This window comes from Cytophagales bacterium, from assembly GCA_019456305.1.
Classification (GTDB): Bacteria; Bacteroidota; Bacteroidia; order Cytophagales; family VRUD01; genus VRUD01.
In genome coordinates this window covers 1-11,759 of the sequence record VRUD01000106.1, presented here as the reverse complement: position 1 = coordinate 11,759, position 11,759 = coordinate 1, and the positions used below count along the sequence as shown (strand labels likewise).

Annotated in this window: 12 protein-coding genes; 2 read left to right on the top strand and 10 right to left on the bottom strand. The window is 40.6% G+C overall.

Annotated features, from left to right (window positions below):
- Nucleotides 1-1,457, top strand: a 1,457-nt coding sequence (locus FVQ77_16135; protein ID MBW8051831.1) for a hypothetical protein, incomplete at its 5' end; no start/stop codon positions are given.
- On the opposite strand, the gene FVQ77_16130 is transcribed toward FVQ77_16135, so the two are convergent.
- Nucleotides 1,454-1,633, bottom strand: coding sequence for a hypothetical protein (locus FVQ77_16130; GenBank protein MBW8051830.1), 180 nt, complete (start codon nt 1,631-1,633; stop codon nt 1,454-1,456). The two genes, FVQ77_16135 and FVQ77_16130, sit on opposite strands and share 4 nt — an antisense overlap.
- 47 nt (nt 1,634-1,680) lie before the next feature.
- On the opposite strand from FVQ77_16130, the gene FVQ77_16125 reads away from it, so the two are divergent.
- Nucleotides 1,681-2,988 carry an FAD-binding protein gene (locus FVQ77_16125; protein ID MBW8051829.1) on the top strand — a complete coding sequence of 436 codons (1,308 nt, stop codon included), beginning with the start codon at nt 1,681-1,683 and terminating at the stop codon, nt 2,986-2,988.
- Between the two features lie 9 nt (nt 2,989-2,997).
- Here FVQ77_16125 and FVQ77_16120 read toward each other — a convergent pair whose 3' ends face one another.
- The 9 genes from FVQ77_16120 to FVQ77_16080 all read right to left on the bottom strand — a co-directional run.
- Nucleotides 2,998-3,822, bottom strand: a complete 825-nt coding sequence (locus FVQ77_16120) for an enoyl-CoA hydratase (protein ID MBW8051828.1) — start codon at nt 3,820-3,822, stop codon at nt 2,998-3,000.
- Between the two features lie 137 nt (nt 3,823-3,959).
- Nucleotides 3,960-6,035, bottom strand: coding sequence for a biotin/lipoyl-binding protein (locus tag FVQ77_16115; GenBank protein MBW8051827.1), 2,076 nt, complete (start codon nt 6,033-6,035; stop codon nt 3,960-3,962).
- Nucleotides 6,010-6,402, bottom strand: coding sequence for a HEPN domain-containing protein (locus tag FVQ77_16110; protein ID MBW8051826.1), 393 nt, complete (start codon nt 6,400-6,402; stop codon nt 6,010-6,012). Before FVQ77_16110 ends, FVQ77_16115 begins: the two co-directional genes overlap by 26 nt.
- Nucleotides 6,399-6,716: a nucleotidyltransferase domain-containing protein gene (locus FVQ77_16105; GenBank protein ID MBW8051825.1), complete on the bottom strand. Its 318-nt coding sequence runs from the start codon at nt 6,714-6,716 to the stop codon at nt 6,399-6,401. The genes FVQ77_16110 and FVQ77_16105 overlap by 4 nt, the downstream gene beginning before the upstream one ends.
- Nucleotides 6,717-6,828: 112 nt before the next feature.
- Nucleotides 6,829-7,044, bottom strand: a complete 216-nt coding sequence (locus FVQ77_16100; GenBank protein ID MBW8051824.1) for a hypothetical protein — start codon at nt 7,042-7,044, stop codon at nt 6,829-6,831.
- A gap of 155 nt (nt 7,045-7,199) precedes the next feature.
- Complete coding sequence (locus tag FVQ77_16095; GenBank protein ID MBW8051823.1) at nt 7,200-8,795, bottom strand: acyl-CoA carboxylase subunit beta; 1,596 nt, start codon at nt 8,793-8,795, stop codon at nt 7,200-7,202.
- Between the two features lie 33 nt (nt 8,796-8,828).
- Nucleotides 8,829-9,152: a DUF962 domain-containing protein gene (locus FVQ77_16090; protein MBW8051822.1), complete on the bottom strand. Its 324-nt coding sequence runs from the start codon at nt 9,150-9,152 to the stop codon at nt 8,829-8,831.
- Nucleotides 9,153-9,234: 82 nt separating this feature from the next.
- A complete protein-coding gene (locus FVQ77_16085; GenBank protein MBW8051821.1) occupies nt 9,235-10,491 on the bottom strand; it encodes a sterol desaturase family protein in 1,257 nt (418 codons plus the stop codon).
- Between the two features lie 320 nt (nt 10,492-10,811).
- On the bottom strand, nt 10,812-11,759 hold a 948-nt coding region (locus tag FVQ77_16080), incomplete at its 5' end, for a T9SS type A sorting domain-containing protein (protein ID MBW8051820.1).

The window sequence follows — 11,759 nt, the reverse complement described above, 5'->3', positions numbered from 1 at the left end:
GCTATGACGGAGTTTCCTCACTCCGTTCGGAACAGGCCTTTACGACCTATACGACCGCTCAGGGGCTTGCGCATAATGCAGTAGTGAGCATCACCGAAGACAAATCGGGAAACCTCTGGTTCGGCACATTAGGCGGGGGGGTGAGTTTTCTGCGGGTGCAGGTCAAGAAGGAAATAAAGGAAATAAAGGGAATAAAGGGAATAAAGGAAATAAGGTTTGAAAATCTTACTACTAAAGACGGCCTGGCAGATGACGTGGTGTACGACTTAGTGGAAGATACAGAAGGCAACATGGTTTTTGGCACCAATTTGGGCTACAGTGTACTGATAGGCGGGGCAAGCTCCCCTGTGTTTAGCGGAGGGTTAGCAAAATGGGAAATATATAATAACAACACCGGCTACCCCATAAAAGACCTCAACACCAACGCGATGTGCATTACCAAAGACGGTATTATCTGGGGTGGCTGCGGTGATGATAAGGTAATACGCTTTGACCCTAAAGCAGTACACAAAAACTATGAGCCGCCTACTGTGGTATTGCAGAAGATTAAAGTCAATCAGGAGAATATCTGTTGGTATGTACTGCCCCACGCTACCCCCCAACCCCCTGAAGGGGGAGAGCCACGCGCAGGGGCATGGGAGTCCGACTCCAGGTCGGGCTCCCACTCTGCTGGAAAACATTCGGAGCAGGCATGGGACTCCGATGACAGCGCCACCCTCGCCCAACAAGAAATAATGACCTACGGCAAGGTATTGAGCCAAGCCGAACGGGATACAGTGCGCCAGCAATTTGCAGGGATTGAGTTTGACGGGATCACGAAGTTTTATCCATTGCCGGAAAATCTTGTGCTGCCAATTCAATACAATCATGTTACGTTTGAGTACAATGCGATAGAAACGGGCAGGCATTTTCTTGTAAAATACCAATACATGCTGGAAGGGCAGGATGAAAAATGGAGTCCCATTACTAAAAAAACAGAGGTAACCTACGGCAACCTGTACGAAGGCGAATACACCTTTTTGCTCAAAGCCCAAAGCCCTTTCGGAGTGTGGAGTGAGCCGCTGATCTATAGATTTACAGTGCTTCCCCCGTGGTGGCGCACATGGTGGTATTATACCACCCAGGTGATCTGTATGGCCGGGTTGCTGATCGTATCATTTCTTCTTACAAGACGTGGAAAAACCAGGTTCTCCACATTGATCTCATTGCTTACGATCATTACCATATTTGAATTCATGATTTTATTAGCAGAGCCATTTGTTGATGACGTTGCAGGAGGGGTTCCGCTCTTTAAGCTGCTTATGAATATCCTGCTTGCTGCATTTCTCAATCCGATTGAAAAGGGCATCAGCAACTTCTTTGAGAGACAGAAAAAGAAACGTGTCATCAAAAAGTTGAAAGAGCGCAAGAAGCAATACAGGAAAAAACCAACAGGGCTTTTACAAGCTACGTCTTAAAATAGTCGGCAGTCGGCAGTTGGCAATCGGCAGTCTGCAGTTGGCAGTCGGCAGTCGGCAGTTGGCAGTCTACAGTCCCCAGTCGGCAAAAAACAATTGCCGACTGCTCCCGAGTACTCGGGATGGACTGCCGACTGTGGACTGCCGACTGCCGATTGTGGACTGCTTTTAACCATTATTAACCGATTTTAACTGTTTTTAACCGGTTTGTTAAATTATTTTGATGAAAAAAAAGAACCTACAATTTAAAAATTGGGCAAAAAGCCAACAATGCCAGCCTGAAAGGATTATTCAGCCTGAAACGGAAGAAGAAATTATCGACATCGTCCGGGAGGCAGTAGCTTCCGGTAAAACGATTCGGGTTGTCGGTGCCGGTCATTCCTGGTCAGCTATTGCCTGTACGGATCATTGGATGATCAACTTAGACAAGTATAGCAAGGTGTTAAAGGTGGATAAATCCACAAGGCGGGTTGTGGTACAGGCCGGGATGAGGCTGAACGACTTAAATAATTATCTCGCAGGCCAGGGATTGGCTTTGGCAAATTTAGGACACATTTCTGAGCAAAGTGTTGCCGGGGCTATTTCAACGGCAACACACGGCACCGGCATTAAGTACGGAAACCTTTCAACACAGGTGGTTAGCATCAGGCTGGTAAAGGCAGACTGTTCGGTTTGTGACCTGGATGAAAATGATGGGGAGATATGGCAGGCAGTAAGGGTAAGTTTGGGATGTTTTGGTATTATAGCTGAAGTTATTATTCAATGTGTGGATGCCTACTTCCTGGAGGAAAACACCTATACGCTTCCTTTTGAAGAGGCCATGGACAAGATGCCGGACTTGGTTAATTCAAATGATCATGTGAAATTCTGGTGGTTTCCGCATGTGAATTATGTCTATATATATTGTCAAAACCGCACAGACAAACAGGAGAAGAGAATTTCATTCTTTGAAAGATGGTTTGAAAACTCCTTTCTTGCAAATTTTTTATTTAGTAGCATGTTGAAAACCGGCATTCTGTTTCCTAAACTAATTCCGGGAATTAACAGATTTATTAAGGTCATACATTTTAAAACGAGACACAGGATTGAAAGAAGTGACTGGGTCTTAAACGGGCCTTTTCCTCCTCTACACAATGAAGCGGAGTATGCTGTTCCGGTTGAAAAAGCCGCTGAAACAATATATAAGATAAGGGAAATGATTGAAACCCAGGGCATGTATGTCAATTTTTTGGTGGAAGCCAGGTTTATCAAGGCCGATGATTGCCTGTTAAGCCCGGCTTATCAAAGAGATAGTTGTAATATTGGCGCTTATATGGCTGGCAAGAGGGGCTGGTCAGCGTACCTGGCCGGCTTTGAAAGCATTGTGGCAAGCTATCGGGGAAGACCTCACTGGGGAAAGGAATTTTCACTGGAATTTGATGCTCTCAAACCGCTCTATCCCGGATTCAGTAAATTTGAACAGATCAGGCGACAATTCGATCCGTCTGGTATGTTTGTTAATGATTATATCAAAAGGATTTTTGGGATTTAAAGTTATTATTTATTTCCCCTTCCAAACAGGTTTTCTTTTTTCTTTGAAGGCCAATATACCTTCCCTCGCATCTTCGGTTTTTAGAACTTCACCCAGCATTTTTTTCAAATAAGCATGTTTTTGGTCGTTGTCAATTGCTCTCAATTCATCAAATGCTCTTAGTCCATGTTTGATTGCAGCGGGTGAATTGCTGCATATTTTAGAAGTGAGACCGGCTACTTCATTATCGAGATCATTTGGTGGAACTTTTGAAGTAATAAGCCCTAAATCCAATGCTTCCTGGCTGTTGATCGTTTTTCCGAGTATGCATAAGTCCAATGCTTTGCGGGGCGGCATAATATTCAATAAACTCTGCATCACCTGCATGGGCCATATTCCCCTTTTTACTTCCGGGAGTGTAAATGTTACATTATCTGCTGCAACTACATGCGTGCATCCGCAAATTATCAGAAACGCACCTGCATAGACAGGGGCATGAATCTTAGCTATGCCGGGTTTGTGTAATTGGGTGAAAATTTCTCCTAATAGAACCTCTGTGCCTGGCTCAGGTATGGTAGAATTTGTGGTATCCTGATCTCCTCCGGCAAATGCCTTGAGGTCTGCACCGGCACAGAATACACCACCGTTGGCTGCTATTACCACTGCCCATATATCATTATTATAATGGGCATAAGAAAGAGCATAAGCGATCTCATTGACCATTACAGGGTTCATCGCATTTTTTTTCTCCGGACGGTTTAAGGTGATGGTTAGAACGTGGTCTTGCTTATCAATTAACAAATAAGCAAAGGTTCGATCTCTGAAATTTGAAGTTTCTTCTATTGTGTATATCATTGTATCGGAATTTCTCAGCCAAAGGCTGATCACCCGTAGGGTGAAATGTTTTATCTTTCAAAACCGGTTGAATAGTACACTGATTTATTCTGATAATTATGATAATAAATCAGTGTACTATTTTTTAAATCAAATTACTAAGTTAAGTTCTTCTTAACGGTCAATAATAACGTATCGGCCTCTACAAATGCTTTTTCCTCAACAAAAATTTCATCCACTACACCATCGGCTTGAGCTTCAATTGCATTTTCCATTTTCATGGAATTAATGATGAGCAACTGCTCACCGGCTTTCACTCTTTTTCCCGTCTTCGCAAGAATTTTTACTACCTCGCCCGGCATAGGCGCTGTGTAAGTGCCATTCACTATTTCATCCCGAGTACTCGGGATCAACTTTGATTCTTTGGTAAATTCTCTGCATCCCTGTTCATTGCTATGAACATAGATGCTCCCTTCTTTTTCTGCAATTACAAAGGATTTTAAATTTCCATTGACCAAACAGGATAGCTGATTATCACATAATGATATAAATTCGACTTTATATTTTTTATCGTCACCTGTCCCCCTTGCCTGCTCCAGATTGTATCGGGATTCGGCAGGCAGGCGTCCCTCGTCCGTATTTATCTGTACTGTGAATTTATTTTCCCCATGATTTCTATATTCTAATTTAATTTGCACCGCATCAAATAAATAGGTTTTGGTTTGGGGTTGATAGAAATTGTTTCTCCACCCTGAAGGCATGTGTTTTAAAACAGTTCTTTGAGCATCACTGATCTTCCATTCCCATATCAAGGCAGCTATAGCGAATCCATAGACATCTTTTAGCTTAGCGGTTTTTTTATAGTCAGGAAAATGCTTAGAAATAAAGTTTGTGTCAAAATTACCGGCAATGCAATCAGGGTTATTTAATACATCTGTTAGAAATTCCTTGTTGCAAGTGATCCCCAATATGGCAAGGTTTTTTAAAGCATGGTTTAATTTTTTCAGGCACTCCTGCCGGGATGATCCGTGGGCAATGACCTTTGCCAGCATGGGGTCGTAGAATACATCAACATTACTTCCTGTTTCCACCCCACTGTCGTATCTCACACCTGGAAGCTCTTTCTCCCTCCATGCCAGTATCTTTCCCGTACAGGGCAAGAAATTATTTCCCGGATCTTCTGCATAAATTCTGGATTCAATGGCATGCCCGTTTACTTTAATATCTTCTTGTTTGAAAGATAATTCTTTACCCTCAGCAATTTCTATCTGCGTCTTGACCAGATCCAGATCTGTGATCATTTCCGTGACGGGATGCTCTACTTGCAGACGAGTATTCACTTCAAGAAAATAATAGTTTAAAGATTTATCTACTATAAACTCAACCGTACCTGTACTTGAATATTTTAATGCTTTTGCAATTTCTATTGCGGAGGAGGTCATTTCATCTCTTAACTGAGGAGGCATAACAGGTGAGGGCGACTCTTCTATGATCTTCTGGTACCTCCGCTGTATGGAACATTCCCTTTCGAAACAATGCAGATAATTGCCGTGATCGTCTCCAATTATTTGGATCTCAATATGTCTTATTGAGTCAAGATACTTTTCTATGATAAGCATGCCGTCTCCAAAACTTTTCTCTGCCTCCCGTTTGGCTGATTCAATGCCGGCTGTCAGCTCACCCTCGTTATTTATAATGCGCATGCCTTTGCCCCCTCCTCCCATTACTGCTTTGAGTAATACGGGAAAGCCGATCTTTTTTGCTTCGGAAATGAGCGTTTTTATGTTCTGGTCTTTACCGTTGTAACCTTCAATTACCGGAATACCGAGCTTTTGTACCAGCTCTTTAGCCGTTGTTTTGGAGCCCATGCTCTCAATCACTTCGGGTGATGGACCGACAAAAATAATTCTTTCGTCCCGGCATTTAGCTGCAAACGCTGCGTTCTCAGCCAAAAAGCCATAGCCGGGGTGTATGGCATCAACATTGGAATATTTTGCGGCATGGATTATTTTTTCGATGTTGAGGTATGATTCAGCGGGGGCGGATGGTCCCAAGTGGATTGTTTCATCTGCCTTCCTGACATACCTTGCATTTCTATCCGCATCAGAGAATACGGCTACGGTAGCAATACCCATTTCCCGGCAGGTACGGATGATCCTTTCAGCGACCTCGCCACGGTTGGCAATGAGGAGTTTGGTGATTGGGTTGTTACTCAAGATTGATTTTACTTTCAACTAATGTTTTGACCTGTTCTACGATTTGAAGAAATTCTTCAGCTTGAACTAAATCAGGCATTAAAGCATCATCAGGATAACGTATAACTACAGCAAAGTCGTTGATATTTTTAACATCAATATTTTTGAAATCTTCGTCAAAATTTGAACATTCCACTAATAAATATTTGATATTATGTGTTTTTTCAAAGTTGAATTCTTTAAATACTAAATATGCTTTGAGGAATTTTTCAACGGCTTGTTGACAATGGAAACAGGCAGGGTCCAATATATAAGGTTCAATTTCAATTAATCTCCGGGCAGCAACTAAATCATCTTTTGCTTTACTTAACCATTGTTTAATATAATCTAATAAATTATCATTCATAGTATGACCCCCTCTTTTATTGCCCAGCGAACAACATGGCCCGGCAACTCTTTTTTAATAGATATCTCTTCTTCACTGTTCAAAAGAACATCTACCGGAGCATGTAATGCTTCTACAAGTGCTTCGTTTATCCTCCCTCTCCAGTTCCTTTTCTCTTTTAATGGTAAAGTTTCATTAATAATTACCATCACATCATAGTCACTATGATTATCGCTATCTTCTCGTGCCCTGGAGCCAAATAGCAGGACTTTTGCTTCCGGGAAGAAAGAACTGACCGTAGATTTTATCGTATTTATTGTTTTTTGACTTTCCATGTGCTTTATTTACAAATATAATAGATTTTATACAAAGAGAGTTTTTGTACTAATTAATTTTGACCTTTTTTATTCTTAGAGGGATGCTGAGTGGCAGGCGCATATCATTACACTACGTAAAAAAACATAGTACCATAGCCTTCTGGGTTAAAGGTCCTGCAAAGGTTAGATAAACATCGGTAATCCCTTGCTCAATTAATTTCTTGTAAAAATCCTTACGGTCTTTACCGTGCAAAATTACACGGCCCTCAGGATTATCGCTTTCGTCAAAAGCCCTGAAAGCAATCCATTGACCTTTATATTTGATTTTTGCTTCTTCAAGTTTCATTTGTAAATAATTTGTTTCCATAATAAATATAAGTTTTAAAGATCATTATATTTTGCTACACAAATATAACGCATTTTTAAACAAAAAGTTCTTTTATTCTTTATTAATGAATGTACTATAGATCAGCGCATTCCCCATAGCCGAAGATAATTTAATTACATTCTAAAAACCCCAAACTCACTCGTCCCTTTAAATTCGGAATTATAAATTACTTCCAGACACATCCCCAGGTAATTTCTCGTTTGCCTGGGATCTATTACGCCATCATCCCAAAGCTGGCCGGTTGCATAGAAAGCGCTTGATTGCTCCTCAATATCCTTAGTCATTTTGGCTTTGGCGATCTTTCCTTTGGCAGCTTTGAGCAGGTCGGTTTTCTTTGCCTGTTTCCGGATGATCTCCATCACCCCTGTTAGCTGCTCTACACCCATCACGGCAATTTTTGAATTGGGCCATGAAAATAAAAATCGTGGTTGGAAAGCCCTCCCGCACATCGCATAATTGCCAGCGCCATAAGAGGCGCCTAAGATTACGGTAATGGCTGGCACCGTACTGTTTGAAACGGCATTGATCATTTTAGCCCCGTCTTTGATAATGCCTCCATGTTCATATTTCCTGCCTACCATAAACCCGGTAATATTTTGTAAAAACAATAGAGGGGTATCATTTTTATTGCATAATTGAATGAAATGCGCACCCTTATTGGCAGCTTCAGAGAATAAAACTCCGTTATTGGCAATGATTCCGACCTGGTGTCCGTGGATGTATGCATATCCTGTGACCAGTGTGGTACCGTAACCGGGTTTAAATTCCAGGAATTTTGAACCATCAACTATCCTGGCTATGATCTCTCTTACATCATAGGGTTTCATTACATCTTCTGATACTATGCCCAATATTTCATCTGAACGCATAGCCCCGCCAGCTGGCGGGGCATAGCACATAGCGCGCTGCGCTGTATTACATTTTAAGATAGCCATGATATCTCTTGCTATTCTCATCGCATCTTGCTCATTTTCAGCTAAAAAATCAGACACCCCGGATATTTTGCTATGTGTTTCCGCACCACCCAATGATTCATCGTCCACCACTTCTCCCGTAGCCATTTTCACCAGGGGAGGGCCTGCCAGGAATACTTTTGCCTGGTTCTTAACCATGATCACATAATCAGACATCCCGGGAATATAGGCACCTCCGGCTGTGCTGTTTCCAAAGACTACCGATATTATAGGAATACCCTCTTTTGATCTCCTGGTGATCTCTCTGAAATTAGTTCCACCGTAGTTAAATATTTTTGCTTGTTCGGGCAGGTTGGCCCCGGCTGATTCTACCAGGTATATTGTCGGAAGCCTGTTTTCCATGGCGATCTCATTTAACCGCATGGCTTTTTGCAAAGTTACATAGTCTATAGCTCCTCCTTTGATGGTTGCGATATTGGCGATGATCAAACAGAGTTTGTTGCTTACAAGTCCAATCCCCGCAGCCATTGTCCCGCCCAGGGTAAAACATTTCCTGCCATACCCGGCTAAAGGCAGCAGATCCAGGTAGGGAGAGTCCTGATCGAGTAATAGTTCAATTCTTTCGCGTGCTAAAAGCTTACCGGATTTCCTTGCATGTTCAATATATTTCTCCTCACCTTGCCAAGCGCTTTTCTCCATCAGGTCTTCCAGCTTCTGTACGCTGACCAGCATTTTTCTGTAATTGGTTTTGAATGCCTCTGATTGTGTGTTGATCTTCGACTGAATTTCCTGCATTTGATTATAAAAGGAAGTTTATTTTGGAAGATGTTAGATGTTTGATTTCTTAAATTTTTCTTTCCCGGTAAGAATTTGAAAATACAGTTTAAAATCACCTTTAATTGACATCCATGGATATTGAAATGTAGCGGGCTTGTTTTTCTCAATAAAGAAATGCCCGATCCAGGCGAAGAAATAGGCGGTTACGATACCTGCTAACAAAAAGTACGGCTGCAACTGAACAATAGCCAGAATTATAAATACAAAAAAGAGGGTTGTGCCTATGAAATGTGATACACGAGTTCCTATTTTGCGATGTTCATCCAGGTAATATGGATAAAATTCTTTGAATGTTTTATATTGTTTTTCAGGCATAAAAATTTTTGCCACGAAGGCACAAAGACACAAAGTTACACTATGTGTATTAAAAATTATCCTTTGTGATACTTTAGTGTCTTTATGGCATTTTTTTAATAATTGTAAAGGATCCCAGTTGTTTGGTAAACCAAAATATAGAAATAGCAATGAAGATAAAGGTCCCATATAATATAATTGTAAACCAAGGTGAATTGTAAAACAGTAGTACTACAGCCACCGCAAAAAGGAATCTCATGTATTCAAGCGCGATCACCCATCTTTTTTTTTCAAGAATGGCACCGCAATTCATGATTGAAAGCAATACGAAGGCAGGTACCGCAAAGTATTGCATGATAGAAAATGAATCTTGTAAGAAAAGAAAGGCAGATGCTGCAAGCAGTGCCGGTACAAACTGAAAAAATACATAAAAATTGGTTGATACAGGGATTTTAGTCTCATATTTTTCGTAGGTTACCTTGTCAACTTCGGGTGCCGGTTGAAATCCACCTAATTCCGCGGGAGACCAGCCGGGGGGCTTAATAAAAACGTTTATTTTGTCAATAAGCTTATTGGATCTGTAAGCTGTTTTAAACAGGTCTACCCAATAATGAAAGTTGGTCCATATCGGGTTCCAGCTTTTTAATGATTTGGTAATTCCGTAGACCGGTTCTTCTTCCTCGGCCTGGAAAGTGCCAAACATCCTGTCCCAGATAATAAAAACCGCAGCATAATTTTTGTCGAGGTATTTTGGATTTTTGCCGTGATGTACGCGGTGATGCGAAGGCGTGTTCATAAACCATTCAAGAAAACCTAAACGACCGATGGCTCTTGTGTGTATCCAGAATTGATATAATGTATTGAATGCAGAGAAAGTTAAAAACATGATGGGTTCAAATCCAATCAGAGCAAGCGGCAGGTAAAATACCCAGGAGAATGAACTCTGGAACCATGCCTGCCTCAGGGCAGTGCTCAGGTTGTAATCCTCGCTTTGATGATGTACAATGTGAGCCGCCCACAATATATTGATCACATGACTTTTGCGATGAAACCAATAATAGCAAAGATCAATTCCTAAAAATAAGAGCACCCATGACCACATAGCATTGGGCACTGTGAAGATCCTGAGGTTATCGTAGATGTACAGGTAGCCAAAAAACAATGCTGTTTTTAAAAATGCACCCATAATTTCCGAACCAATGCCGCAACTTATGCTCGTGATGGCGTCATGGAACCGGTAAAGTTTTTTCTTCCTGAATGTGGAGATGATCAGCTCAATACCAATAAGCAGAAAGAATACGGGGATGGAGAGGGCTATGTAGTCGGTTGATTCCATTATAACGCATGGCGCAAAGAGCATGGTGCATAGCGTCCTGCGCTATGCTAATAATTTGCAAAGATAATTGATTTTTTGAGAATTTCAAAATTTACAAGTGGGCTATGTTTTAAAGAATTGTTTTGTAATTTTGAAACGTTTAGTCGTCTGGCGACTTTGGTTTGTTTTTCAAGATCTTTCTAAAGATAAATAATTCTTATTTTAATTTATTTTTAATTGTCAAAGCAAAATTGAAAAGCTTGCCTGCCACCGCACAAAAGAAAAGAGTAACGATTTGACACTTTCGTTTCAACAGAAAATTTCGTAGTTCTTTGACACAAAAAGAATGGAAAGAGAAAAACAGCCTATTCAACAACAACCTTCTTATTAACTTCACCATAACCTGTTTTTATCTGCAGTTGGTAAACCCCTGTGGAAAGTCCTTTTGTATTAATTCGCTTAAAATATAGCCCTTTGAATCGTTTTAAATTTTCGTTGTATATCACCTGACCAGCTATATTAAACAACGTAATTTCTACATCTTGAACTTTTAAAATATTCATCTCTATTATAAACTCGTCCGTATTGGGGTTAGGATATATTTTTATCGCAGTTGTTTCAACGGGTGTTGAAATAACATCAGTAGGGTTTTGCACAACGAAAAATAGGGTGTCCGTATCAAAAACAGCAAGATTAGTATCAACAGACAGATTATAATATAAAGTATAAGCGCCTGTATCTAATTTGCCAATTGTAATGGTATCAACAGAGTTACAAATGGCTGGCCAGCCACCCTCAAAATGTGTTGCATTTATTACTATTTCTTTATTATTTATGTTGAAAGAAGAGTTTTTCAGGGTACATGCTCCATAAGGGAATAATGTAAAGCTGATAATTTTAATTGAGTCATTTGTTGTTGGGTTTGAAGGAATAATTTTTAAACTGTCAATCGTTCCCTTGTTGCTATCGGGGATAATATTGACATTATCAATATATATTTCAAACTTATCATCCCAGGTATTTATGTATTTGAATGCTACATAACCGGAATCAGTATAGGAATTGATCGCAAAAGAAGTATCTACCCATTGAAAATTGGTTTGCATGTGCATGTCTGTTAAGTTAGCAAGCTCATAAAAATTCCCATTCGCAGGATCATTAGAACCGGTACCAAACCATATTCCGAAATACTCGCTTGAATCCGCAGATAAAACCCCAGGGTATAGTTTAAGATTCAACCGGGCAGATGTATTAAAATTAAGAGGTGGGGAAACGAACCAATCCTCTACAGTATCGGTTGGATTTCCCGGATT

Bases quoted from the DNA above. Each gene is read 5' to 3' on its own strand.
- FVQ77_16085 (MBW8051821.1), bottom strand. From the start codon at position 10,491: ATGCTCTTTGCGCCATGCGTTATAATGGAATCAACCGACTACATAGCC.
- FVQ77_16090 (MBW8051822.1), bottom strand. From the start codon at position 9,152: ATGCCTGAAAAACAATATAAAACATTCAAAGAATTTTATCCATATTAC.
- FVQ77_16110 (MBW8051826.1), bottom strand. From the start codon at position 6,402: ATGAATGATAATTTATTAGATTATATTAAACAATGGTTAAGTAAAGCA.
- FVQ77_16100 (MBW8051824.1), bottom strand. From the start codon at position 7,044: ATGAAACTTGAAGAAGCAAAAATCAAATATAAAGGTCAATGGATTGCT.
- FVQ77_16130 (MBW8051830.1), bottom strand. From the start codon at position 1,633: ATGGTTAAAAGCAGTCCACAATCGGCAGTCGGCAGTCCACAGTCGGCA.
- FVQ77_16105 (MBW8051825.1), bottom strand. From the start codon at position 6,716: ATGGAAAGTCAAAAAACAATAAATACGATAAAATCTACGGTCAGTTCT.
- FVQ77_16120 (MBW8051828.1), bottom strand. From the start codon at position 3,822: ATGATATACACAATAGAAGAAACTTCAAATTTCAGAGATCGAACCTTT.
- FVQ77_16125 (MBW8051829.1), top strand. From the start codon at position 1,681: ATGAAAAAAAAGAACCTACAATTTAAAAATTGGGCAAAAAGCCAACAA.
- FVQ77_16095 (MBW8051823.1), bottom strand. From the start codon at position 8,795: ATGCAGGAAATTCAGTCGAAGATCAACACACAATCAGAGGCATTCAAA.